At 40.5% G+C, this 25,810-nt stretch carries 23 protein-coding genes; 17 read left to right on the forward strand and 6 right to left on the reverse strand.

The window, feature by feature from the left end; genetic code table 11:
• Positions 1-14: 14 nt before the first annotated feature.
• The gene (locus tag ABJK37_RS07160) at positions 15-593 is read right to left on the reverse strand and encodes a helix-turn-helix domain-containing protein (protein ID WP_348351534.1); all 579 of its coding nucleotides are present in this window, start codon (positions 591-593) and stop codon (positions 15-17) included.
• A 145-nt stretch (positions 594-738) separates the two neighbouring features.
• Between ABJK37_RS07160 and ABJK37_RS07165 the strand changes: the two genes are divergently transcribed.
• The 6 genes from ABJK37_RS07165 to ABJK37_RS07190 all read left to right on the forward strand — a co-directional run bounded on the left by ABJK37_RS07165 (position 739) and on the right by ABJK37_RS07190 (position 8,255).
• Positions 739-1,785, forward strand: coding sequence for an efflux RND transporter periplasmic adaptor subunit (locus ABJK37_RS07165; protein WP_348351536.1), 1,047 nt, complete (start codon positions 739-741; stop codon positions 1,783-1,785).
• Complete coding sequence (locus ABJK37_RS07170) at positions 1,785-4,826, forward strand: efflux RND transporter permease subunit (RefSeq protein WP_348351538.1); 3,042 nt, start codon at positions 1,785-1,787, stop codon at positions 4,824-4,826. The genes ABJK37_RS07165 and ABJK37_RS07170 overlap by 1 nt, the downstream gene beginning before the upstream one ends.
• Positions 4,827-5,057: 231 nt before the next feature.
• The gene (locus ABJK37_RS07175) at positions 5,058-6,638 is read left to right on the forward strand and encodes a diguanylate cyclase (protein ID WP_348351540.1); all 1,581 of its coding nucleotides are present in this window, start codon (positions 5,058-5,060) and stop codon (positions 6,636-6,638) included.
• Positions 6,639-6,700: 62 nt separating this feature from the next.
• Positions 6,701-7,063 (forward strand): hypothetical protein, encoded by a 363-nt coding sequence (locus ABJK37_RS07180; RefSeq protein WP_348351542.1) that lies wholly within the window; start codon positions 6,701-6,703, stop codon positions 7,061-7,063.
• On the forward strand, positions 7,021-7,428 hold the full coding sequence (locus tag ABJK37_RS07185; protein WP_348351544.1) for a hypothetical protein: 408 nt from the start codon (positions 7,021-7,023) through the stop codon (positions 7,426-7,428). Before ABJK37_RS07180 ends, ABJK37_RS07185 begins: the two co-directional genes overlap by 43 nt.
• Positions 7,429-7,478: 50 nt before the next feature.
• The gene (locus tag ABJK37_RS07190) at positions 7,479-8,255 is read left to right on the forward strand and encodes a glutathione S-transferase N-terminal domain-containing protein (RefSeq protein ID WP_348351545.1); all 777 of its coding nucleotides are present in this window, start codon (positions 7,479-7,481) and stop codon (positions 8,253-8,255) included.
• 62 nt (positions 8,256-8,317) lie between these two features.
• On the opposite strand, the gene ABJK37_RS07195 is transcribed toward ABJK37_RS07190, so the two are convergent.
• Together ABJK37_RS07195 and ABJK37_RS07200 are read right to left on the reverse strand one after the other, a co-directional pair.
• Positions 8,318-10,618: a TonB-dependent receptor gene (locus ABJK37_RS07195; RefSeq protein WP_348351547.1), complete on the reverse strand. Its 2,301-nt coding sequence runs from the start codon at positions 10,616-10,618 to the stop codon at positions 8,318-8,320.
• A 285-nt stretch (positions 10,619-10,903) separates the two neighbouring features.
• The gene (locus ABJK37_RS07200) at positions 10,904-13,261 is read right to left on the reverse strand and encodes a TonB-dependent receptor (RefSeq protein WP_348351549.1); all 2,358 of its coding nucleotides are present in this window, start codon (positions 13,259-13,261) and stop codon (positions 10,904-10,906) included.
• 360 nt (positions 13,262-13,621) lie between these two features.
• Here ABJK37_RS07200 and ABJK37_RS07205 point away from each other — a divergent pair, with 360 nt between their 5' ends.
• Positions 13,622-14,047: a DUF1801 domain-containing protein gene (locus ABJK37_RS07205; protein ID WP_348351551.1), complete on the forward strand. Its 426-nt coding sequence runs from the start codon at positions 13,622-13,624 to the stop codon at positions 14,045-14,047.
• 36 nt (positions 14,048-14,083) lie between these two features.
• Here ABJK37_RS07205 and ABJK37_RS07210 read toward each other — a convergent pair whose 3' ends face one another.
• On the reverse strand, positions 14,084-14,998 hold the full coding sequence (locus ABJK37_RS07210) for a LysR family transcriptional regulator (RefSeq protein ID WP_348351553.1): 915 nt from the start codon (positions 14,996-14,998) through the stop codon (positions 14,084-14,086).
• A 115-nt stretch (positions 14,999-15,113) separates the two neighbouring features.
• Here ABJK37_RS07210 and ABJK37_RS07215 point away from each other — a divergent pair, with 115 nt between their 5' ends.
• Positions 15,114-15,845: a CPBP family intramembrane glutamic endopeptidase gene (locus tag ABJK37_RS07215; protein ID WP_348351555.1), complete on the forward strand. Its 732-nt coding sequence runs from the start codon at positions 15,114-15,116 to the stop codon at positions 15,843-15,845.
• A gap of 86 nt (positions 15,846-15,931) precedes the next feature.
• Here ABJK37_RS07215 and ABJK37_RS07220 read toward each other — a convergent pair whose 3' ends face one another.
• On the reverse strand, positions 15,932-16,456 hold the full coding sequence (locus ABJK37_RS07220) for a DUF2062 domain-containing protein (protein WP_348351608.1): 525 nt from the start codon (positions 16,454-16,456) through the stop codon (positions 15,932-15,934).
• 52 nt (positions 16,457-16,508) lie between these two features.
• On the opposite strand from ABJK37_RS07220, the gene ABJK37_RS07225 reads away from it, so the two are divergent.
• The 7 genes from ABJK37_RS07225 (at position 16,509) to ABJK37_RS07255 (ending at position 24,602) form a co-directional block, all read left to right on the forward strand.
• On the forward strand, positions 16,509-18,770 hold the full coding sequence (locus ABJK37_RS07225) for a DNA internalization-related competence protein ComEC/Rec2 (RefSeq protein ID WP_348351557.1): 2,262 nt from the start codon (positions 16,509-16,511) through the stop codon (positions 18,768-18,770).
• Between the two features lie 97 nt (positions 18,771-18,867).
• Complete coding sequence (gene msbA / locus ABJK37_RS07230; RefSeq protein WP_348351559.1) at positions 18,868-20,640, forward strand: lipid A export permease/ATP-binding protein MsbA; 1,773 nt, start codon at positions 18,868-18,870, stop codon at positions 20,638-20,640.
• Positions 20,637-21,647, forward strand: a complete 1,011-nt coding sequence (gene lpxK / locus ABJK37_RS07235) for a tetraacyldisaccharide 4'-kinase (protein ID WP_348351561.1) — start codon at positions 20,637-20,639, stop codon at positions 21,645-21,647. The genes msbA and lpxK overlap by 4 nt, the downstream gene beginning before the upstream one ends.
• A complete protein-coding gene (locus ABJK37_RS07240; RefSeq protein ID WP_348351563.1) occupies positions 21,647-21,850 on the forward strand; it encodes a Trm112 family protein in 204 nt (67 codons plus the stop codon). Before lpxK ends, ABJK37_RS07240 begins: the two co-directional genes overlap by 1 nt.
• A 99-nt stretch (positions 21,851-21,949) precedes the next feature.
• Positions 21,950-22,705 carry a 3-deoxy-manno-octulosonate cytidylyltransferase gene (gene kdsB, locus ABJK37_RS07245; RefSeq protein WP_348351565.1) on the forward strand — a complete coding sequence of 252 codons (756 nt, stop codon included), beginning with the start codon at positions 21,950-21,952 and terminating at the stop codon, positions 22,703-22,705.
• 9 nt (positions 22,706-22,714) lie between these two features.
• Positions 22,715-23,377: an SDR family oxidoreductase gene (locus tag ABJK37_RS07250; RefSeq protein WP_348351567.1), complete on the forward strand. Its 663-nt coding sequence runs from the start codon at positions 22,715-22,717 to the stop codon at positions 23,375-23,377.
• The gene (locus ABJK37_RS07255; RefSeq protein WP_348351569.1) at positions 23,355-24,602 is read left to right on the forward strand and encodes a crosslink repair DNA glycosylase YcaQ family protein; all 1,248 of its coding nucleotides are present in this window, start codon (positions 23,355-23,357) and stop codon (positions 24,600-24,602) included. Before ABJK37_RS07250 ends, ABJK37_RS07255 begins: the two co-directional genes overlap by 23 nt.
• Before the next feature lie 3 nt (positions 24,603-24,605).
• Here the strand turns inward: ABJK37_RS07255 and ABJK37_RS07260 are convergent, their stop codons facing one another.
• Complete coding sequence (locus ABJK37_RS07260; RefSeq protein ID WP_348351571.1) at positions 24,606-24,977, reverse strand: glutathione S-transferase N-terminal domain-containing protein; 372 nt, start codon at positions 24,975-24,977, stop codon at positions 24,606-24,608.
• 232 nt (positions 24,978-25,209) lie between these two features.
• Between ABJK37_RS07260 and ABJK37_RS07265 the strand changes: the two genes are divergently transcribed.
• Together ABJK37_RS07265 and ABJK37_RS07270 are read left to right on the forward strand one after the other, a co-directional pair.
• Positions 25,210-25,437, forward strand: coding sequence for an RNA-binding S4 domain-containing protein (locus ABJK37_RS07265; RefSeq protein ID WP_348351573.1), 228 nt, complete (start codon positions 25,210-25,212; stop codon positions 25,435-25,437).
• A 166-nt stretch (positions 25,438-25,603) separates the two neighbouring features.
• Complete coding sequence (locus tag ABJK37_RS07270) at positions 25,604-25,762, forward strand: YqaE/Pmp3 family membrane protein (RefSeq protein WP_215925997.1); 159 nt, start codon at positions 25,604-25,606, stop codon at positions 25,760-25,762.
• The last annotated feature ends 48 nt before the right edge of the window (positions 25,763-25,810 follow it).

Below are 25,810 nucleotides of genomic sequence, written 5' to 3' on the forward strand. Positions count from 1 at the left end.
TTTAGATAAGTCGTTTATTCATTGACTATCATGCTGGCTACTTGATAAATGCGCAGCGTGGTTTTCATTTCCTCAGTGGGGTCTTCTAAAGAGCTTGATAACATAATACCCCCGGCTACTGATTCTAAATTAGTAGCAAATTCCTCAGGACTTAAACCAATATTAACCAAACTTAGTTGTTTATCATTTATGGCTTGGCATAGTTTCATTTGAATGGCTTGCTGAGTCTTCATTCTGTTTTCGTCGAGTAAATCAGCGCAGTGAGTTTGACCAGCGTGATATAGGTCCGCTTTAATTATTGCGCTAGGAATATTTTCGAAAATTTCAGTGCAGCGTTGTGATAAAAAATCAAACGTATCTTCCCAAAACAGACCTTTACTGTTGATGTACGTTTGAATATCAACGTCTTTTTCGAGTAAAAAGTTTTGAATAAATGCCCTAAATAAGGTTTCTTTTGAAGAAAACTGTTTGTGAATAGTCACTCGCGAAACCTTTGAATAACGACTTATCATAGCAATACTTGCAGCGCTGTAGCCATGTTGGAAAAAGCATTCTTTAGCTGTATCAAATATCTTTCGGGTACTATCTAACATCAATTTTTACCTCCACGTTTAATCTTGAGTGTACGATATTACGTCTATTTTTTCAATGCAGTTTACACATTGTGTAAATGTGTTAACATCATCACCTGGTTGTTGGTTAGTGTAATTATTTATCAAAGTACTGTGGGGAATTGATATGAAATGGTGGGTTAGTATAAGTCTGGTATTGTTATTTCAGAGTTGTTCTGAATTGGCAGTTGTTGACTCAGAAGAGGCGCCAGTTGTGGTGCAAACCTTTACTATTAAAGCGCAACCGAGTAATGATGTGTATGAATTTCCAGCGGTAGTTTCAGCTGTGAAAAACGTTGAACTTAAATTTGAGGTGGCAGGGCGCTTAATAGCCACAGATTTAATAAAAGGTCGAAAAGTTGAAAAAGGACAAGTCTTGGCGCAGATAGATCCCGCTCCTTATAAACGAAAGGTAAAAGATCGAGAAGCGCGGCACGATTTGGCGACCAACGATTTAAAACGTATTAAATCATTGTATAAAACGGGTGGTGTATCCCAGAGTGCTTATGACAACGCTAAAACACAATTCGAAACAACCTTGTTAGATCTAAACAACGCTAAACAAGATTTGAGTTATACCAAAATTACGGCTCCATTTGATGGTTTCGTGTCTGACAGATATGTTGAAAACGACAGTTACGTACAAGTGGGAAGTTCTGTGGCCACTATCCAAGACCGCTCATCGTTGTATTTTTCTTTTGATGTACCTGAACGTGTAATGACCTTGAACAAAGGTAATACCGAAGTCATTGCCACAGCTCGAATCATTGGAATTGAAGGTCAAACCTTTAAAATTCACTATGTTGAACATGAAGCCACTCCTGATCCTATTACCCAAACTTATAATCTAACCTTTGCAATTGATAACGCTCAAGAGTCACTGTTGATCCCAGGTTCAAGAGCAATGGTTACCCTACAGAGCCAAAAAGACTCCGGCAAAATTACATCAGTACCTGTTTCTGCTGTATTTGGTGAAGGGGAAACTGGTTTTGCCGTTTGGTTGTTTGATGAGCAACAAAAAACTGTGAGCAAGCGTAAGGTCAGTGTAAACGGTATGTCTGGAAAGTTTGCGATAATTGACCAAGGGTTATCTGATGGTGACAAAGTGGTGGCCGCCGGTATTACCTATATGCGAGAGGGTTTGATGGTAAGAGAATATAAGGCTGAACAGTAATGGATATCGCTCGCTATTCACTGACAAAGTCAGTCAACGTTTGGCTGCTTGCACTAGTTTGTATTGTGGGGGGACTCGTAGCACTAGAGAACATAGGACGCTTAGAAGATCCAGCGTTTACGATTAAAGAATCTATGATAATGACCTATTATCCTGGCGCTAGTGCGGAAAAAGTAGAAAGAGAGCTTACCGAACAGATTGAAATTGCATTGCAGAAAATGCCGCAACTAAGGCGTTTAAAATCGACTAGTAAACCTGGTTTGTCACAAATTAGAGTGGAAGTTTTACCTAACTACGATACTGACCAATTGCCGCAAATTTGGGATGAACTTAGAAAACGACTCAGTGATCTCAGCGCATCTTTGCCATTAGGTACTACTTCGCCAGCAGTGATCGATGATTTTGGTGATGTATTTGGATTGTATTATGCACTTACAGCGCCAGATTTTACCCCCTATCAAGTGAGAGAGTTTTCGAGAATTATTCGCCGCGAACTGCTCACAATTGACGGAGTGGCTAAGGTCGATGTTAATGGCATCCTTCAGGAAGAAATAGTGGCTACTTTTGATACATTTCAAATAGCGGGTTTAGGATTGTCATTTCCTGATATTACGCAGCTGTTAGATAATAATTTACGTCCTTTTAACGGTGGTAGATTGCTTGCAGAGGGTAAACAAATCAGATTATCCATTGCCGATTCTTCAAACCGGATCCACGAAATACGTAATTTACCTATAGTGTTACCGGGAAATAATGCCTCTATAAAACTCAAGGATATAGCTGAAATTAGTATTCAGCCTGTCGAAATTCCAGACAGTGTTATGCGTTATAACGGTGAACAAGCCATTACTTTTGCAGTGTCAGCTAAATTTGATGTGAACATTGTGGATGTGGGTCATAAAGTAAATTTAAAAATTGCAGAGTTATTGCAAAGCCTCCCTGCCGGTATTGAGGTTGAATCGTTATATGACCAAGCGAGTATCGTAAAAACTGCTGTTGATGGTTTTATCGTTAATTTAGAGGTTTCGGTATTGGTTGTTACCTTGGCGTTATGCATATTTATGGGATGGCGCTCGGGAGTGGTAGTAGGTGTTACCTTGTTAATTACTGTACTTGGTACTGTGTTGGTTATGTGGTTGTCCGATTTGCGCTTACAGCGAATTTCGTTAGGAGCCATGGTTATTGCGATGGGCATGTTAGTGGATAACGCCATAGTCGTGGCTGAAGGCATGATGATGCGTATGGCAAAAGGCAAGTCAGCCATTGAGGCCGCTAGTTTTATTGTTAAACGAACCCAATGGCCCTTATTAGGGGCAACAGTCATAGGTATTATGGCGTTTTCAGGAATTGGTTTATCTGACGATGCGACAGGTGAATTTTTGTTTTCACTGTTTGCCGTTGTTCTGATTTCTTTGATGCTTAGCTGGGTGTTTGCGGTTTCATTGACTCCGTTGTTAGGTCGTTATTTTTATAAAGTTGGTCAACAACAAGAGACGGAGACTAAGTTATCTGGTTTTTCAATAGGGTACTTAGCGTTTCTTAAAAAAGCGCTGCGCTATCGATGGTTTAGCTTGTTTGTTTTGATAGCCATAACAATAACTGCCTATGGGAGTTTTGGCTTAATCAAACAAGGTTTTTTTCCACCATCCAACGCGCCGGTATTTTTTATTAACTATTGGAGTCCACAAGACAGAGACATACGCACCACGGCAGAGAATATGATGAAGGGTGAGTCAATCATATTAGATGACGAATCTGTGACTTCGGTGGCGAGTTTTGTTGGTCGTGGTGCAGAGCGTTTTACTTTGCTGTATGGCCCTGAAATGCCGAATGAAAGTTATGGATTGTTTTTTGTTAGAGTTGAAGACGCAGAAGATATACCCGCAACTGCCAAGTCTCTCACAGATAAATTGCAGGCGGTCGATCCTGATGGGCGCTTTTACCCAAAAGTGATTCAGTTTGGGCCTGCGGCAGCGGCTAAGTTAGAAACCAGAATTTCGGGACCCGACCCTACTATTCTTAGATACATTGCTCAGCAAGTTAAAAATATATATTTTGATGACTCGTTTATTGGCAGTGTAAGAGATGATTGGAGAGAAAAAGGAATAATCCTAACGCCGCAATATGACGAAATAACGGCAGGTTTAGCTGGCGTTTCAAGGTCGGATTTCTCTCAAGCCATTCAGTTTGCTAGCAGCGGTCTGCGTATTGGGCAATTGCAGTCTGGTGACTATTTGTATCCGATTATTGCAAAAAGTCGCTCGCAAGATACACCTAATACCTCGGATATCAAAAATAGTATGGTGTGGAGTAGTAGCCAGAGACGTTATATCCCGTTTCAGCAAGTTTCTAGTGGTATTAAATATCAGAGTGAAGAGTTACTGATACAACGTCGCGATAGGGTGCGCACTATTTCTGTTTCAGCCGAACCAGGTGCGGACGAAACTGCCGGTGCAGCATTTAGTCGTGTTAAAGATCCAATAGAAGATATTCAACTACCAGTTGGTTATAGCATTGAATTTGGTGGTGAGTATGAGTCGGCTAAAGAAGCGCAAGAGGCTTTAGGTAAAGGATTGCCGTTGGGCTTTTTGGTGATGTTCTTAATTAGTGTGCTGTTGTTTGGGCGAGTGCGACAACCCTTGATTATTTGGTTAATTGTGCCAATGGCAATAGTTGGCGTTGTGGCTGGGTTGTTAGCCGCCGATATGCCATTTGGTTTTATGTCATTGTTAGGATTCTTAAGCTTATTTGGCATGTTAATAAAAAATGCGATTGTTTTGCTAGAAGAAATTGATTTGCAAATTGCTGAAGGTAAACCGCCATTACAAGGTTTAATTGAGGCCAGTGTGAGTCGTTTACGGCCAGTAGCGTTAGCCGCTATTACCACAATCTTAGGTGTGCTCCCTTTATTGTTCGACCCCTTCTTTGCAGATATGTCGGTGACTATTATGGGCGGCTTAGCATTTGCTACCTTATTGACCTTAGTTGCCGTACCTGTATTTTATAGTCTGTTGTACAAAATACCTTATAAGCCTGAGTAGATATGGTTTCCTAGCTAGAGATAGCCTAAGCAATGAAAAAATGTTTGGGCTATCTCAGGCTAGTTAACAAAATAATTGTTGAGGTGTTATTGCTGTATAAAACAATGATCAATTTTGTAATGCTTTTGGTTGCTTTAATATTTTTTTGCGTTTAGAGCTTATTCTTTGATTTAATGTGAGAATAAACAATAAATCTAAGTGTTTAAGATTACGGCAAAGGGCTTAAGGATAATGAAAGAAGCGCAGTATCATTTAGAAACCGAATACAAGCACCTGAAAATTGTGAATCAGTATTTGATGGACGTCTTGCCCGCAAATTTAGAACAACAAATAGTAGGTTACCTATCTGACACATTAGTTAATAAACTCAATATTGAAGATATCGAATACTATTCATTTGATCCCGAAAAGCAAATTCTTACTCTGACAGCAGCCTTTGAAAAAAAACAGTCGAAACCCCTCGAATCCAATTCGTTAAGCACTGTTGCTTTAGATCAAGGACTCATCGGCAAAGTCGCGAAATCGTTACAAACTGAGAATATTGATAATCTTCGTATTCATCCTGAATTTGAGCAAAAGAACTCTGCGCATTTATCCGCCGTTGTTGTGCCCATTGTGACAGGGGATAAATTACTTGGGGTTATCTATTGTGGCAGCAGGGATATTGCCGATTTCTCTTCTCAAACTCAAAAGTCATTAAATGCGATCGCGTCTATCACTGCCATCAAATTAGAGAAGAACAGTGCCATAGAACAGTTACAACAAACCATCGAGAAACTAGAATATAGTGGTAAAATTCAGGATACCTTGTTCGAAATTGCTGAGCTGATTTTTGAAACATCAGATATGCAGGAGTTTTACGAACGACTACATAAAAGCATTGCTAAGTTGATGTTTGCTGCTAACTTTTTTGTGGCTTTGGTAATTGATGATGGAGATGCGATTACGCTGCCTTATGCGGTAGATGAAGTGGATGAAGTCCCCCCTAATGAAATTATTCCTATTGATAAAGCTAAACCTAGCATTACAGGGTATGTGCTAAATACCAACAAGCCATTATTAGCCAGCAAACAGAAAATGCAATCTATGATTGATTCTAATGAGCTTTATATTAAAGGGTCGTTACCCTACGCATGGTTGGGTGTGCCCTTTGGCAATCCGCCGCTTCAAGGTGTAGTAGTCGTTCAAAGTTATAAAGAAAATGTTGGCTTCACCAAAAAAGACGAGCAATTGTTATGTTTTGTTGCAAGGCATATCCGCAATGCTATCGAAAGGATGCAGGCTCGAGCGGACTTACAATTTATGGCATTGCACGACCCCCTAACGAAATTGCCCAATCGATCACTGTTTAATGATAGGGTACAGCACGCCTTAAATAGCAGCAAAAGAGACAAGCATAAAAAAATTGCGTTGCTGTTTTTGGATTTGGATAATTTTAAGCAAATTAATGATACCTATGGTCACCATATTGGAGATCTATTGTTGGTAGAAGTCGCTTGCCTAGTTAAAAAATGTATTCGTGATACCGATAGTTTGAGTCGGTTAGGCGGCGACGAATTTGCTATTTTGCTCGATGATATTACGACGGTTGAATATGCTGAAAAAGTCGCAAATAAGGTAATTAAAGCCATTACCACACTATTAACGTTGGGTGAAAATCAAATTAATACCTCTATCAGTATAGGGATAGCATTTCAAAATCTGAGGGAAAATACCCTTGACTCTCTGATGATCCGCGCAGATAAAGCCATGTACCAAGCCAAGCAACAAGGCCGTAACAGGCTGGTTATTGACCATAGTGAATCAGATTAAAAGAGTCGTAGCATTCGATTGTCGCAAAAGATTTATGTCAAAATCCGAACTTAGGTTTGTTTTTGTTTTTTTGTCACCCGCGCGCCGCGGTGACATTTGGTAGTATCTATGAAGATATAGAAGTGGTGGAGTCAATGGCGCCTTTAGGTGTACATGTTATGCTTGAAAAGCCGCTTGCAGTTAATAATTATTATGCTCGAAAAATGTATAGACTGGCTAAAAAGCATCGAATACATTTACTGACGAATTATGAAATCTCTTGGTATGCCAGCAGCTGTAAAGCCTACGATATTGTTAAAAGTGCTGACCTTGGGGAAGTCGGAAAACTGATTGTACGTGATGGCCACAAAGGCCTTGGTAAACTGGGTTTACACGACGAGTTTTGGCATGGTTATTTGACCCCATACAAAATGGTGGAGAAGTGATTATTGACTTTGGTTGTTATGGACCCAATCTTTCTACGTGGTTTATGGATGGGAAAAAACCTTTCTCTGTCACGGCTGTTACTCAACAATTTCAACCTGAGTTCAATCCCAAAGTAGAGGATGAGGCCACTATTATCCGTACTTATGACAACTCCCAAACCGTGATACAGGCATTATGGAATTGGCCTATGGGGTGCAAAGATATGGAAATCTATGGATTAAAGGGCGCGGCATATTCAGATAATAGCCAAGACCATAGAATACGTATTGCTAAAGGGTACGACCAATACCATGAAAAAGTAGAAAAACTGCCACAGTTACCTAGTTCCTATAATAGCGGCTTTTTAAGTATGTTAGGCAAGTAGCAGTTGGTTATGGATCTGTTTTATTGTTCAGATATATAGGGAGTCTTGTTTTGAAATACCTGAAGATACGGCCAATTAATTTTGCTAGTTCATTGCTCGTTTCATTAGCGCGCACCGGGACTGGAATTAGTAGTAATGCCGCAGCAATTAAGCCGGAGATTTGTTTGATGTTATTCGACATTGAGGGATGTCCCTATTGTAGGTTGGTAAGGGAAGCACTAACCGAGTTGGACTTAGACGCGGAAATTTATCCGTGTCCTAAATCAGGAACGCGCTATCGTCCATTAGTACTTGAAACAGGGGGTAAGGCACAGTTTCCTTTTTTGAGCGATCCGAACACAGGTGTTCAGATATACGAATCCTTGGGCATCATAGAGTACTTATTTGAAACCTATGGCAAACGAGCATTACCTTTGAAGTGGCAATTTGGAAAGTTACAAAAGCTCAGTTCCATGGCAGCTAATACGGTTCGGCTAGGGGTAGGGCAAACAAAAAAGGCGTCTCGGGCTCCAGAACAATTACTTGAATTATATAGTTTTGAAGCCAGTCCCTATGCGCGCATAGTACGTGAGTGTTTGTGTGAGTTGGAGATCCCGTATATTTTGCGGAGTTGTGGTCGAACGGAGTTGGGAGAATGGTTATTGCCTCCGATTCGAGACGCCTTAAATATAAAGCCAAGTAGTGCATTAACGAATCGCAAACACCTGCAAAGCACAGAGGGCAAAATGGCAATACCCTATTTGGTCGATCCCAATAATAGTGTCGCCATGTTTGATTCAACAAAAATTGTAGAATACTTGCGGGTTACCTATGGTAATAACCTGTGAATACTGATCCGTAATAATCCAAAAAGGCGTCCTAAGACGCCTTTGAGTTTAGCAATCGGCAATTAATAAAAACGTACTTTAGCTTCAATTCCAAAGATCCGTGGTTGGTTGACAATACCCGTTAAGTTATTGAAATCTATTGCACCTTTTAGGTTTTCTTCATCTGTTATATTACGCCCGAATAGGCTGATACTGTAATCATCAGCAAAGTTTTCATAAGAAATTCTTAGACCACCTTCAAAGTTATCATTGGTTTTAAACTCAAGAGAGCTATATAAAAACAAATTCGTTTTACCTTGAAAGGCCCAGTCGGTGTAGATAGAAATTTCCGCGTCTTCGCTTACTGGAAACGCGTATCGAGCAGTGAAGTTGAAGATGGTTTCTGGTGCTTGTGGGAATGGATTGCCGTCTATTGATACTCTATAACCGTCAACTGTTGGATCAATCACTGTACAGTTACCAGTAAAGTTAAAACTTGGGTTAGCACCACAAGGCAAAACCGTTAACGAATCATCTTTAATTTCGGTATGGTTGTAACTGTAACCAGCGGTTAGTGTTAAATTGTCGGTTACTAGGTATTGCGCATCTACTTCAAAACCGTAACCCACACCTTGGTCCGCATTAATCAAGGCTGTATTATTTGCTCCCCCACCAATAGCCGAAAATTGCACGTCATCAATCTCGTAATAAAAAGCGGCTACGTTTAAGCGTAAGGTATCGTCTAATAAGTCGGTTTTAGTGCCCACTTCAAAGGAGTTAATGGTTTCAGATTCAGCAACAGAAGGGGAGCCTTCAAATGCCACATCCCGTCCTTGAATCGTTTGTGCTCTAAAGCCATTGGCTAAGCGAGTAAATAGCGAGGTGTTTTGATCGATTTTGTAGTTGGCACTGAGCTCCCAACTGACTTGGCCGTCGTCGACGTTAATATCGTCATAGTCTTGTACCGAAGCGGCACCAATGACGACTGCAAAACCGTCGACATTTTGTTCACCTACAACCAGTGATTTATCATCTTTGGTATAACGCACACCACCGGTCACGTTTAATTTTTCGTTCACATCATAAGACGTCTGCCCAAACACTGCCCATGTGGTGTTGTCGTGAAATACAGTGGTGGCACCATAAAAACCGTCAATACTGGTTACGTTAAAAGAAGATTCATAATAAAAGGCACCAACTTGCCAATTAAGGGCGTCAGTGGTGTTGCTGGCTAGGCGAAATTCTTGAGTAAATTGTTCTAGATCATCCAAGTTATCCTGAGTCACAGCACTAAACGCGATATTACCAGGATAAGTTAACTCTGTTGTACCATCACCGTTAATGTCTGCCGCTTCAGTTAATGTCACGCCACCATCTATGTCACCTAGACTCGAACCTTCGGCGTTTTCAAGTGCAGTGATACTGGTAAAACTCATCTCTTCTAGGCCAAATTCTAGCTTTAAAGAGGCACCGTAGTTTTCGTAAGTTTGTGGATTATTGTCGGCACCATTACCGTCGATATCGCCATCGTAATAGACAACGTCACGGTCGAAATTCTGGTTTAGATCGTTACTTCCTTTAGTGAGTATGTTGGCGCGAAATACCGATGCAGTGCCATCAAGCTCGCGGCCATGTACACTTAACAGTGCAGAAAAATCATCAGATGGCGCATAGCCTAATTGTCCGCGCCAAGCTTTCTCATCAAAACCGCCAATCACATCTTTTTGACCTGTATAAGCATTGTCAATCCAATCGTCTCTGTCTTGTGACAACACTGAGAAACGTCCGGCTAGGTCGTCTCCTAGGCTACCACCTACGGCTCCTTCAATATTGAATGTTCCTAGATTACCGACACCGAGTTTAACATAGGCGTCAAAGTCGTCGCTGGGTTTGACTGAATCAAATTTGATTATACCCGCAGTCGTGTTTCGTCCAAATAAAGTGCCTTGCGGGCCACGTATAACTTCTACTTGTTCGATATCAAACACCGGAAAACTCTTTAGTATCACGTTTTCTTTGACTATATCGTCCATCACAATAGAAACCGGTTGTGATGCGGCCAAGTCAAAATCGGTATTACCCAATCCGCGAATATAAAAGCGCGGAGCCACGCGCCCATTAGATGTTTCTGCATATAATCCAGGCACTCGAACGGCTAAGGCTATAATGTCTTCGCCCCCTGCAAACATGCTCTCAAATTGTTCACCGTTTAACGTAGCGATAGAAATAGGTACTTCTTGAATACTTTGCGTACGTTTTTGAGCCGTCACTGTAATAGACTCTAAGGCACGCTCGCTTTCTTTGGCCTCTTGTGCAAATGAGACTTGGCTAATCAGTGCAGCGTGGATTGCAATGACTAAGGCGCTTTTTTTTAATTTTTTCATGAGTGTCCTGTTGTGTTAGTTATTAAAGTTTAATATGTCTAATCAGAGAAGGAGAATATCGTAGAATGAGTGTCTGTTGCACCAATTTAATGCAAGTATAGCAAAATATTGGTGACTGTAGTTTGCTGCACTAAGTTGGGGAATTAGCTGGGATAAATCGAGTTCTTGAACGTTTTACACTTGGTATTAGGGGGAAAATAAGTCGTGGTTTTGCCTTTAGTAAACAAGGCCAGCAAAATAATATTGCTAGCCTTTTAATACTAATAATACTCGTTAGCTGTGTTTTTAGTCACCAAATGCCATATTAAATTCAACCCCGACAAATCTAGGTGGGCCGGCAACAAAGGTAGGGTTGCCAAAACTTCCGCCGGTATTACCTGCATCTACTAGGTATTCTTTGTCAAACAAGTTGCTGACATACAAGCTTGCAGACCATCTGTTTGTTTCGTCAGCGATACCCACTCGAGCATTGACTAAACTTATGGCGTCTTCACTAATATCTAACCCCGAAATAGGGGCATTAGCAGGTTCAAAGAAAATGTCAGAGCGGTAGCTGTATACTAAAGAGCCAGTTAAGCTAAGATTATCTGTTAGTGGTTGCTGGTAAGAAATACCTGTACTCGCTGTCACTTCTGGTTGTAGGCGGAATCGATTACCGGCTAAGTCACCATTCTCACTGTCGTCGTCAATTTCTGCATCAATGTAAGCAAAATTAGCAAACACATCGAAATAATCCCCTAACAATGCTCTTAACTCTGATTCAACCCCAATGTTGGTTGCTGAACCTGCATTGGCTGTGAAAAAGTTTCCTGCATCGTCTTGTTGAGTTACCTGAAAGTCAGAATAGTCTTGATAGAATATTGAGGCAGAATAAGTGATTGAACGATCTAAAGCTTGACCTTTAACACCTGTTTCATAATTCCAAATGATTTCAGCTGGTACTAGGGTTACATCAGCAATGGCTCCGTTATCTCCAGCCTGGGAACTCACATCTAAAACTTCAGAGCGGCGACCCTTAGAAATAGTCGCGTAGAGGTTGGTATTTTTGTTTAAGTTATACAAGATGTTAAAACGTGGCAACCAATCGTTAAAGGTGTCGTTTGCTTCAAACTTTTCACCATTTGTGTCGACGACTGGCAGTAACGGGCCAGGAGCACCCACACTCGTCAAAATTGCTGAGTCGGGAGAAACTGCGCTATAACCACTGGTTTTGTCTTCTGTTACATAACGTAGCCCAGCGGTAATTTCCAAGCTGCCGCTAACCGAATAAGTAAAATCGGCAAAAATTGAGAAGGTATCTGACTCGCCAAAATTGCTAAACAATGCACTGTAAGGTAATTCTGATGCGGCACCACTGGTTAGCGCAGGAGTGAGTATGTTGACTGAGCCATCTGCATTAATACAAGGTAAACCAGTACCTAAGGCGCCAAGACAATTTAAGTAGATTGACTCCTCAGTACTAAAAGGAACGGCTTGATTACCATCTTCGGTAAAATAGCTGATTCCTGCAATTGTCGTAAGTTTATCGCTAGTGTGTAGTAATCGAAATTCTTGGCTAAATTGATCCCCTTCGGCATCTTCGGCAAATTCTAAAAACCATGCTTGGGTGCCGTCACCATCAAATATTTCTAATGAATCGAAACTACGAGTGGCGGTGATTGATGTGAACATAAGACTGTCAGATATATCCCAATTGACAGTTAAATTAATATCATCGGTTTCACGTTTTACGCCTAATTTATCTGAGCCAAGTACCTCTGCAGAATATGGACTGCCCGACATTTCTACAAAGCTAAACGGGCTTGTATCGCCGCCAGTTGGCGCATAAATACCGTTTTTGAATGAAGTACCGGTATCGTCATTTTCTTCATGGGTTAAAGTTAAATCAGCTGTAATGTCCTCATTCGGGGTAAAACGCAGCGAAGCGCGAAAAGCGCTACGTTCAATGCCATGCATATCGTCTTGTTGCGTGCCGTTTGGACTTTGTGAATCAGCGTCACCAGCTTTGTTTTCGATGTAACCATCTCGTTGACGGTAACTAAAGGCAAATCTGCCTTGTAAGGTTTCGTTTCCTCCTGTGACATACCCTTTAGCTTGTTTAGCTGCAAAATTGCCTAAACCTAAAGTTATGGAAGAAGAAAAGTCTTCTTCTGGCTTATTAGTGATGACACTCAATGCTCCAACAGAAGCGGCTGTGCCAAATAGGGTGGCTTGGGGTCCTTTCACTACTTCAATACGTTCAATATCAAACATTTCGAAATAGGAGCCTCGGGAGCGAGATATATCCGCACCGTTATAATAAATAGACACGCGCGGTGCTGCTTGCGCTGAACCGCTGTCTGAGGTAATGCCACGAATAACAAAGCCTGGATTGTTTGGGCTTTGTTCTTGGATCACAAGCCCTGGGGTGATTTCAGATAACATATCGAGTTCACCCACTCCCATGGATTCCAAAAAATCACCATTGTAAGCACTGATACTGGCGGGTACATCTTGAATTGATTGAACACGTTTTTGAGCGGTAACTGTTATCTGCTCAATTTCTTTATCTGGTGTTTGTTGAGCAAAGACAGGCGCGCTTAATAAAGCGGTAATGAGTAAAGAAAGTTGATTAAAAACAGGTGTGAAGGTTTTATTATTCATATTGTCGATTTTCCCATCGTTTATTCGAATGTGTGCTTTTAGAAGGCCGCCAAAATAAAAGGTTTGTAAGTCGTTTCGATGACACTAAGATGACAATAGCATTAAATTGAAATATTTGAGAATTGTTAACTCATTGTTAATATTGGAAATTATGCCAAGGTGGAGTTCAGGTACTTAATTCTGGGGGCAGCAGTAGCTAACGCCTAATTGAGAATTTAGGGCCCATTACACAAGTTAAGCGACAGCAAATTGATCAACGTATTCTTGTTGATTGGGTGATTATGCAGCTAACAATCACTTAGTTTAGAAATGAAAGTGCTATCATTGTATAGCGCTGTTACTGCATTAATTGGAAAGCTTATGGCAGATAATAAAACACAACCTACACAAAAGAGTGCATTGGATTTTATCGAAACAATAGCACACCCACAACGTCGAACTGATGCTCTTCAATTATTGGATATATTTGCGAAAGTAACTAAACAACAGGCTGTACTCTGGGGAAGTAGCATAATTGGGTACGGTAGCTACCGTTACCAAACGGCAGATAAAACAACGCATCAATCTATGCGCACCGGTTTTTCTCCACGGAAACAAAACTTGGCATTGTATATTATGGTGGGATTCAGTGAGTTTGAAGAAAAACTGCAACAGCTTGGTAAGTTCAAGACTGGCAAATCTTGTTTGTATATTAATAAATTAAGTGATGTCGATCAGCACGTTCTCAGTGAACTGATTCAACTGTCCTTTGATGAAATGGCCCGTCGATACCCTTTTGATGTTTAGCTATAGGTGTAATTACCTTGACTATTAACGAATAGGTTACCAATATTTTCTTTTCGACAGAAAAAAATCAATAAAAGCGCGAACTTTAGGCTGTTCAAGTTTAACTTGATGATAATAAATATAAATTTCTGCAGATGAAAACCAATATTCTTCCAATACTGGCAGCAATTGATGGTTAGCTAGGTAGGCTTTAATATCATTGTTGTCCACTAAAGCGTTGATTAGCCCTAAGCCTAGTACCGCAAACTTTGATTGCCCAGAAACGGTCTTCATCGGCGCGTTTAAAGTGACAAATTCCATTTCATGTTGCTGACTATTAGCGGTCTTATTGACAATAAGAATGTTACTAGGATCGCTGTGAGGATGACTAATCACCCTGTGATCTTTGAGGTCGTCGGGGGTGAGTGGGGTACCGAATTTTGCTAGATATTTCGGTGACGCAAAAATACCTAGTTGTGCTTTCCATAGAGACCTACGTTTCAGTGACGGGTGTTGCATTCCTAAATATTCATCAATCCCCCAATAAATATCATAAGGGTTTTTGTCGATATCTATAATACTTTCCTGTACTTCAAAAACGAGTTCTATGTTGGGATAACATTGATGGAATTCTGCCAACCAAGGGAAAACGGTTTCGTCATAAGTTTGCGATGACTGGGTCACAATGTTTAAGGTTCCCGAAAACTCTCCTTGTCGAGACTCAAGCCAATGCTCAATAGCATCATGCTGCGCCAGAATTGCGTGTACTCGCTGTAAAAATTCTTGGCCGAACTGAGTTAGTCTGATTTTGCGGGTACTGCGTTCAAATAAAGGCTCACCCAAGCGTTTTTCAAGTTGTGAAACTTGTTTACTCATTGCCATGGGCGTTTGCCCTTGCGTATTGGCTGCTAATGTAAAGCTACGATGTTTTGCTACAAGAGCAAAGGCAATTAATGTTTCAGTTTTAAACATAAAGTGAGTTTATAATCTTTTAGTTTGCTATTTGTAAAATAGCATACCATTAATTTACGTAGTTTTTCACTTTACACTAGATTCTGATAACTAAGTAAATAATGAGAGAAACAATATGGCATATCTAGAGTATCTATTGTGGGGATATTTTATCTTGAATCCCCTATACATATTTTTGACTTACAAACAAGAAAAGCAAAGTGTTATTGCGCAACCTTCATTGCGTCTTGGCATGTATAAAAGTTGGATGTTACATCTTATTTTACCGGTAATGGTATTGATGGTGCTTACCAATCAAACCACTCTTTCATTAGATAACATCGGTTTAAAATGGCAAATAGACCTGCCTAATTTGCTTGGTATGGTTGGTGTGTTAGTGCTTTGTGGATATTTTTTATTTTCACTCAAACAACTCAAGAACAACACTACAGAACACCCAACCATTAGGAAGCAACTAGCCTACATTCAATGGATGACACCGTCTAATCCTAGAGAGGCGCGTTATTTTATTTTCGGACTGTCAATTACAGCGGGGATTTGTGAAGAAATACTATTTAGAGGGTATTTAATGCACGTGCTAGGAGGCTATTTTCCAACCTATATGGTCGTGATCATTTCGAGTCTCATTTTTGGGTTACCACATATATATCAAGGTCCAATTCACATCTTGCGAACGGCAATTGTGGGAGCAACTATGGCGTTGATTTACCTTTTTACAGACTCACTTATTGTTCCGATTATTCTGCATGCTTTGTTAGACATGTATGGTGGAGCAATGGCCTATATTGTTTTTTCAAGTGATTCAGGCCAACAATTAGAAGAAACGCTGCCTAGTGAGTCCCAATGAGCACTTCAAAAGTGTGTAAATATTAGTACGTGAAAAAGCGTGGAAATATCCTAGGGCGTTGTTTTGGACTTACTGATTGTAGATTTTTAGGTGGATGGAAAACGCTTCCGAATGCGTTGTTTCCATGCCTTTTTAACTGATAATCGCCACAGGTAATTTAAGCTAAAATACCCGATGGCACTAAAAACTATAGAACAAATTATACATCCAACGATAAACGCAGGGCCTATGGTTTCAATACTTTGAACAACCCAGTCCCAATTTAACTCAAAACTAAATTTCCTTTCTGGTGAGCCCAGTACAGTTGTACCTACTAAATAGGCGCCGTAAAAAATAGGAGGCATAGTAAAAGGATTGGTGATCCATACTGTGGCCACAGATAATGGCAAATTTACTCGCAGTGGAATTGCCATAGCTGCGGCTAACCACATTTGAAAAGGTATCGGCCAAAAGGCAAAGAATAAACCTACTGCAAAGGCACCAGATGCAGAGCGTCGGTTCAAATGCCAAAGATTAGGATCATGCAGTAAAGTCCCAAATACAGCGAGAATTTTTTGGTCTTTAACTTTTTGGGGGCTGGGCAGAAAGCGCTTAATAAACTTTTTCAGAATAGTTCTCTATACTTTAATTTCATGCAGCAACGGATCGCATATACCAGTAACAATGGACAGTAAACTTCTCAGTTTCATAGCCGCTTCGTTCACGTCGTTATTGTGGACTAGTTTGCCTTCCATCGATATCACTATATTAATACTATTTTGTGCTTGCCTAATAATAAGAAAATATCAACACCTCGGTTGCTTTTTATTCGGCATAGTCTGGATGGCGAGTGTAGGGCATTGGCAATACACTTTGCAACCATCTTCCGAACAAACTAGTCGCGCGGTTCAAATATTAGGCAAGGTAAAGACTCTAGTGATTGCCGACCAAAATATTCGTTTTAATTTACAGGTCACACATATCGAAGGTAAACCACTAACGTTCTCCCGATTATTTCGACTAAATTGGCGAGATCCTGCGTGGCGAGTCCAGCAGGGCCAAAAGGTTAAACTCACAGTTAAAGTTAAACCTCCTCATGGTTTAGCCAACGAAGCGGGCTTTAACTATCAACAATGGTTGTTGAGTGAAGGGATCGTTGCCACCGGTTATGTTAAGTCTCACCCAGAAAATCAGCTGATGGTGGATGTCAAAAGCGTTAGGCAAAGGTTACTGAATCAAATGTTAGGATTTGAATTATTCAATAGTGCCTGGCTCGCTGCGATTACCTTTGGCTATCGCGGTTTATTGCAGCCGGAAGATTGGCTGTTAGTACAAAACACTGGAGTGGCACATTTAATAGCTATCTCTGGATTACATTTGGCGTTGGTTGCGAGTCTTAGTTACATATTGATCGGGTGGATAGCTGGTGCCTTGATTAGTAGGTTTAACTCTTTTCATTTCATCAATTTGCATAGCTTAGCCATGTTGTTAACCCTACTGACAACCTTAAGCTATGCCGCCCTAGCAGGGTTTGGTTTGCCAACATTAAGAGCATGGTTAATGTTGCTTTTGTTTTCTGTGTTTTTCTTGAGTAATAAAAACCTAGGGCCAAAAAGTCTCATACTATGGGCACTGTGCGCTTTTATTATAATGTTCCCTCTAAGTCTGTTTGGGCTTAGTTTTTGGTTGAGCTTTTCAGCGGTGCTGATTATTTATTTTGTATTTTGGCGCTGGCCAAGCAACAAAGATGGCTTTTCGCTACTGGCTCTATCTTTAGGCTTGCTCAAAATTCAGCTATGTTTGACCCTGTTGATGTTGCCTTTAGTGGCTTGGCAGTTTTCCTATATTTCTATAGTTTCGCCTGTCGTTAACTTAATCGCCGTGCCTATTGTGACAATGATTCTGGTTCCTCTATGTATCATGGCTGCGATTAGTTTAGCGATTGAACCTGAATGGGCGTTGCAGTTGTTTTCGATAGCTGATTTTATTTTAGGATACGGACTGAGATTTCTTGATTTTGCGGTAACCCGTAATGGTGCGTATTTTGACATTCCTAAATTTCCGCCTTTAGTGTGGCTTTGTGTTTTCCTGTTTGTGATAGGCCTATGTTTACCAAGTTTTTGGTTGAGTAAAAGATACCTATGCTTACTTTTGTTACCCTTGGGCAGTTATCTATTTAGCCCCCAATTGAAAACTTGGCAGATAGATTTTTTAGATGTGGGGCAGGGAGTAGCGGTATTAATAACTAAGAATAACCGCGCGATAATTTACGATGTTGGCGCCAGTTATCCATCGGGTTTTAATATGGCAGACAGTGTGTTGTTGCCACTTTTACAGGCACGGGGATTAACCAGTAATGTTGATTTTGTGATGCTTAGCCACGGTGATAATGACCATGCAGGTAGCTTGCCGCAGTTAATAAAAGGTATCAAACCGCCTCAGGTATTAACCAATAAAACAAACTGTCAAAAAGGTCTGGATGTAAAGTGGCAAGGGTTACGCGTTACCTCGCTTTGGCCTGACGATGCCCTAAAGTACGATGATAATAACGGTTCCTGTGTGATTAAGGTATCTGATAACTTCCATAGTATTTTATTGCCGGGCGACATTGATAAAGGTATTGAAAAACGGCTCGTAAATATGTTTCCAAAACAATTACAATCCGATATTTTGCTCGCTCCCCATCATGGTAGTAACACTTCATCCTCTCGCGAGTTTATAGGTGCTGTAGGGGCTGAATATGTCATATTTAGTCAGGGATTCATGAATCGTTGGGGGTTTCCAAGGCAAGAGGTAGTGAACAGATACAAAATGTCTACTGAGCCTAGGTTATTTAACACGTCTCATTCTGGGCAAGTCTCATTCTTTATTGAATCAAATTCGTCAGCAGCTATTAAAGTAAAAACCTTCAGACAAGATATGTATCCCTATTGGTATGCTAATTAGCTCGGATTTAAGAAATTACCAGATTGATAGTTGGGGAATTTGGCCCTAACAGTTACACTACTTAGGTATTTAAACTTCTTCAGATAATAATCATTTAATGAGCAAACAAAGCAATTTAGACAATAAAGTCCCAAGCAACATTTTCAAACGGTTTCGTGTATACCTCAAAAATTTTAAATTAGCGTTCTTAATCGCAGTGATTGGTATGATTGGTTATTCGGTGATAGACGTATTGGTTGTTGCTCAACTTAAGCCTATTGTGGATGACAGTTTAGGCAAAGGTAACTACGAATACCTTAGATTGGCAGCTTATTTTATCGTGCCTATTTTTATTCTTCGGGGCATTCTTAATTTTTTGGGCACTTACACCGTAGCATGGATTGGAAATAACGTGGTGATGCAAATGCGCCAACAGCTGTTCAATCAATATATTCATCTACCTGTCGCCTTCCACGATACTCATGGGACTGGCAAACTCATTTCCAAAGTTATTTATGACACCGAGCAAGTTTCTAATGCTGCAGGAAAAGCCCTATTAACCTTAGTTAGAGATGGTGCGTTTGTAATTGGGTTGCTTATTGCGATGTTTTATTATTCTTGGCAGTTGTCATTGATATTTATTCTTATCGGTCCTTTAGTGGCTGTTATTGTCTCTGTGGTGAGTAAACGTTTTAGGGTGGTAAGTCGTCGTATTCAAGACGCTATGGGGAATTTAACCTCTGGAGTCGAACAAGTGATTAAAGGTCACAAAGTGGTATTGATGTTTGGTGGGCAAACACTCGAAGATAAACGTTTTGCAAATAGAAATAATCATAATCGCCAGCAAAATATGAAATTGATAGTGGCGAGAATTCTCAGTGTGTCGTCTATTCAAGTGATAGCATCTATTGCATTAGCGGTTGTGCTGTACGTCGCCAGCTTTCCAGATTTAGTGGAGTCTTTGACGCCAGGTGTATTTGTTAGTGTCGTTGTGTTTATGACTATGTTACTCAAGCCGCTAAAACAACTCACTACTGTTAATAGTGAGTTCCAAAGAGGGATGGCCGCCTGCTTAAGTATTTTTGAAGTGTTAGATCAAAATGTTGAAGTCGATAAAGGTACTCACAATGTAGACAGTGTTGAGGGCCAAATTGAGTTTGATAAAGTGACTTTTCATTATCCCAATAAAGAGGCCGCTGCCCTAAATAATATCTCTTTTTCGGTTAAGCCAGGACAGACTTGCGCTTTAGTTGGACGTTCTGGTAGTGGTAAATCGACAATATCGAGTTTGCTTACGCGGTTTTATGACAATCAAGCTGGCGAAATACGGTTAGATGGGGTGTTGTTAAAAGACATTCCTCTAAAAGACTTACGTCGGCAATTTGCGTTAGTGTCGCAACATGTTGTGTTATTTAATGACACTATTGCCAATAACATTGCCTATGGCTCAGAAGGTAGCGTTAGCCGCGAACAAATATTGGCAGCAGCGAAAACCGCCCATGTAACCGAATTCTTGGAACAATTACCCGATGGTTTGGACACAGTGGTCGGCGAAAACGGTTTTATGTTGTCTGGCGGCCAGCGTCAGCGGTTAGCCATTGCAAGAGCATTGTTATTGGATGCGCCGATTTTAATATTAGATGAAGCCACTTCAGCCTTGGATACTGAGTCTGAAAGGTTAATCCAAGATGCTCTAGATCAATTACAACAAAACCGCACCAGTATTGTGGTAGCCCACAGATTATCAACTATCGAAAATGCTGACTCCATTTTGGTTATTGAGGCAGGGGAAATTATCGAACAAGGTAATCACCCCAGTTTATTGGCTCATAATGGTGCCTATTCGCAGTTGTATAATATGCAGTTTGGTGAGGAGTCCATGGTCAAGTGAGTTGGATAGACAATATGTGGTATTCACCTAGTTGGTACCATTGGCCCGTTATCGTTTTATTATTACCATTAACTGCCTTGTTTTGGGGGTTGTCTGGGTTACGTAGGGTATTATTTCGACTTAAACTAAAGACTTCTATTGAAATTTCTGTCCCGGTTATAGTGGTCGGTAATATAAGTGTGGGTGGTAATGGTAAAACGCCGCTGGTTGTTTATTTAGCGAATCGTTTAAGGCAAGAGGGATACCACCCCGGTGTTTTAAGTCGTGGATATGGTGGAGAAGGAGCCAGTTATCCAATGACTGTTGATGCCGACAGTTCCGTCGTCATGGCAGGTGATGAAGCAATATTGATGCGCCGCCATATTAATTGCCCTTTAGTGGTGGATCCCAACCGTCCAAGAGGCGCGATGCGACTGGTAGACGCACATAAATGCAACGTGATTATTTGTGATGACGGTTTACAACATTACGCGCTAAATCGAGACGTTGAAATTGTAGTGATGGATGGTCAACGTCGGTGTGGTAATCAATTGTTATTGCCAGCAGGCCCGTTACGTGAAGGCGGTTGGCGCTTAAATGCAGTCGACTTTCTAGTGCTAAACGGTGGTTCGGTGATCAATGCTGAGTATTTGATGTCGCTAGAGTCGGGGAGACTCATAAATGTCAAAAATCCCAATAAAAGTATATCAATAAAAAGTTTAACTTTGCCAATCATTGCATTAGCAGGAATTGGCAACCCGCAGCGTTTTTTTTCTCTTTTACATAAAAAACAAGTCAAGATAAAAGAGCAAATCAGTTTTGTCGATCATCATGTTTTTAGAGAAGATGATATACCTGATGGTCCAGTGATAATGACCGAAAAAGACGCTGTAAAATGTACCCAGATAGCACATGACGATTGCTGGTATTTACCTGTTAGTGCTAGTTTAACTAAACAATTTGAATCGCAACTTTTGCATAAATTAAAGCTTGTTGCCGCGAATAAAAAACAAAGTAAGAGAAAATAATGGCCTTTGATAAAAAATTATTAGATATTTTAGCCTGTCCAGTTTGTAAGGGTAAATTATTGTACCAAAATAAACAGGCGCAGCTAATCTGCAAATTTGACCGTTTGGTTTATCCAATTAGGGAAAATATCCCAGTGTTATTAGAAACTGAAGCAAAACAGCTTTCGAGTGATGATTTAGAGTTACTGTTAAAAAACGACTAACGCTGGAAAAATGATTTATATTTTTAAGGCCTTATTTGGTTAATATATTTACATGCTCTTTTGAGAGTGATTATGGATATCTATTGAAGAGATTTAAGTATGCAATTTAGTGTCATTATACCTGCACGATACGCGTCTACACGTTTTCCGGGCAAGCCTTTAGTAGAAATACAAGGTAAACCAATGGTGCAACATGTATATGAACGTGCACAAGAGTCGGGCGCCAGCAATATTGTAGTGGCTACCGACGATGTCAGAATTGCCAAAGCCGTGAGTGATTTTGGTGGTAAATATTGTATGACTGCAGCACATCATGAATCCGGTACTGAACGTTTGGCGGAGGTGGTAGATTTACGAAATATGTTGTCTCATGAGTTGGTTGTGAATGTGCAAGGTGATGAGCCCTTTATCCCTGCAGAGAATATCCTTCAGGTGGCTGAAAATCTACATAGTCATCAACAAGCAGAAATGGCGACTCTGGCAGTTCGTATCACTGATGTTGAAGACGCGTTTAACCCTAATACTGTTAAAGTGGTGATGGATAAGCAAGGTTATGCCATGTACTTTTCTCGATCGGCTGTCCCTTACGACAGAGCGCGTTTTCTAGACTCTGATTGCATCGATGAAATAGGTGACTTTTACTTCAGACATATTGGTATTTATGCCTATCGCGCCGGATTTATAAAACAGTACGTGAATATGTCTCCCTCTGGTATTGAACAAATTGAGTCTCTCGAACAACTTCGAGTGTTGTGGCATGGAGAGAAAATTCATGTGGAAGAAGCCCGAGTGACACCCCCTATTGGTATAGACACTCCAGAAGACCTAGCAAAATTAATAGCGAGTCAAAAATAAGGAATTTTTATGGCAACCGTAGTTATAACAGGAGCCAATCGAGGTATTGGTTTAGAGTTTGTAAAACAATACTTGGCGAACGGAGACAAAGTTTATGGGCTTTGTCGCAATACCAGTGATGAACTCAGTCAATCGGGCGCTAAAGTGATAGATAAAGTCGATGTTGGTAGCCCAGAGTGCCTTGAAAAAACACTGTCTTCACTTAGTGATCTAAAAATCGATTTATTGATCAACAATGCGGGAGTATTGGCAAACGAGTCGTTAGAACATATGTCACCCATTACCCTTGAGTATCAATTTAGAGTGAACGCAATGGGGCCATTGTTGGTGACTCAGATGCTGAGAAAACAATTAGTGAAGGGAGCAAAAGTAGCGTTAATTACCAGCAGAATGGGGTCGGCAACCGACAATACTTCTGGTGGCCGTTATGGTTACCGTATGTCTAAGGCTGCGTTAAATATAGCAGGGGTGTCCTTGGCTCATGATTTAAAAGCACAACAAGTAGCGGTTGCTTTGTTACACCCTGGTTACGTACAAACCGAAATGGTGAATAACCGTGGTGATATTTCTAGTAGCGTCGCTGTAGAGCGAATGATGCAACGCATTGAAGAGCTAAACCTAACCAATACAGGTACGTTTTGGCATTCAAATGGCGAAGTGTTGCCTTGGTAACACTGTTATCTTACCACTTATTGAGCTGACCCAAAAACAGGCATGTAAGTTAGCCCTTGTTAGTCAAGGGCTACATAAAAGTAACCCTTTTGGACAAGGTATCTGTGGTGTCGATGCCACCATAAAACAACTCAGCTACGTTCAGATAGATTCTATTTCAGTGGTCCAACGGGCCCATCATCATTGCTTGTGGACTCGGGTTAGAAATTATCAAACTGATTTCCTTGAGCAACTTATTTCACAGCGGAAAATCTTTGAATACTGGTCTCATGCCGCTGCTTATCTGCCTATGCAAGATTATCGGTTTTCATTACCTAAAAAACGGTCTATTGCTTCAGGCGAGAAACATTGGCGCGATAAAAATCCCCTTGCAGAAAAGCGAGTATTACAAAGAATTAAGCAAGAGGGTCCTCTGCGTGCCGCCGATTTTGAACACAAGCGCAGCCACAAGAGTAGTGGCTGGTGGGATTGGAAACCTGATAAAGTCGCCTTAGAGCAACTCTTTATCGAAGGCGAATTAATGGTTGTTCGTCGGCAAGGCTTCCAAAAAGTTTATGACTTAACGGAGCGCGTGTTACCAACTTCAATAGACACCACAATTCCAACTGCTACGCAATACGAACGTTATTTAATTGAACGTTATGTGCGGGCCCATGGTTTTGCGTCGGCCCAACAAATTAGTTACTTACGCAAAGGGATGCGTGGTCATATAACCGAAACCTGCCAACAAATGCTAGAAAATAACGAGTTGCAGCTAGTGACTGTTGGAGGCCAATCTTATTATGCACTTACCAATGTCACTGATTTACTGAAACTTTCGATTAGTCGCGATCACGTGCATATATTGTCACCATTCGATAACCTAGTGATCCAGCGCAAACGACTCTCTGATATCTTTGGTTTTGACTACCAAATTGAATGTTATGTGCCACCTCATAAAAGGCAGCATGGTTATTTCAGTTTACCCTTGTTATGGGGGGCACAATTTGTTGGGCGAATGGACGCAAAGGTAGATCGCAAAACCCAAGTCATGCATATTCAAAATTTGCATTTAGAAACAAAGAGGACTGAACAGTTTATAGAGGTATTCAAGCCGGTTCTGTTAAGCTTTATGGAGTTTAACGGTGCAAATCGGATACAAGTTAATCAGGTGACGAGTCAACAGCACTTACAGGCAAATACAAAAGCAGACGTTAAAAAACGCCTGCAAGCATCTTACCCGTAGGTTTTAGGCAAATCTCTTTTGAAGGTAAGTAATAATTTCGGAAGATTCATACAGCCACTGGGCGCCGTTTTCATTTTCGATACGTAAACACGGAGTTTGGATTTTTCCTCCTTCTCGAAGCAACTCTTCTCTAAAAGGAGAGCCTTGAGAGGCATTGCGTTTAACGATTGGGAGATTCATTTTATGCATGGCTCTGCGGGTTTTAATGCAAAATGGGCATGCAAAAAATTGATACAAAGATAATTTTTGTAATTCTAGCTCTACTTGTTGTTGCGCTTGTGCACTGCGTTTTAATTTTGAACCACGGGTGACAAAGTCAATGGCGGCAATTAAACCACCCAATAGGTTACGAATAAGGTTAATCAATAATTTCATCTATACAGCTCGGTGAGTATGGAAAGTAAATGTCAGCGCGATTATAACCTTTACCTGTGCATCTTTAAACTTTGCTGTCACGAGGTTTTATCAAAATCACAGGTTTTCAGAATGTTAATCTGTAAGAGTCAGTAACTCGTGTTCATTGAGAGAGTAACTGCTAAGATCCGTTGGGAATATTTAAAACATTCGTTAGGGTAGTTACGTACAAAAAATAAGGGCGAAACGAAAAGTGTCAAACAGTTCAACAAAAACTATTGAAATATATGCGGAGCCCATAGCGCTTTATCAAATTTTAAAATTTGAAGCCTTGGTATCCAGTGGTGGTGAAGCAAAAATTGCGATCGATGAACAGCGAGTGTCCGTCAATGACAAAATAGAAACTAGACGTCGCAAAAAAATAATCTCAGGTGACGTGATCGAATTTGACGGTGAACGATTTAAGGTCATTCTGAAGTAGCGAGTTTTGCTGTGTTAAAGCAACGCTTTTGATTCTGGGTCTTGGTCGCTCCAAATATTCGATGAACAGTTATTCGGCATCTAGATATTGTGTACTTGAGCAAAATCCAACAGAATAGCAACGGTTCAACACTACAATAAACAATAAACAAAAAAAGAGGAACACCATGAGTAAACTAATACTGATTATTTTAGCTATCTTTTTACCACCTATTGCGGTCTTTCTAAAAAGTGGCGTAGGTAAAGATTTACTAATCAATATACTTTTGTGCTTACTATTTTATGTACCAGGCATTATTCATGCTTTATGGGTATGCACCAAATAGTTTGATGGTATAAAGACGCAGCTGCGGATATTCGTAAGCTGCTGTTAT

This window comes from Paraglaciecola sp. (assembly GCF_039964565.1).
Taxonomy (GTDB): domain Bacteria; phylum Pseudomonadota; class Gammaproteobacteria; order Enterobacterales; family Alteromonadaceae; genus Paraglaciecola.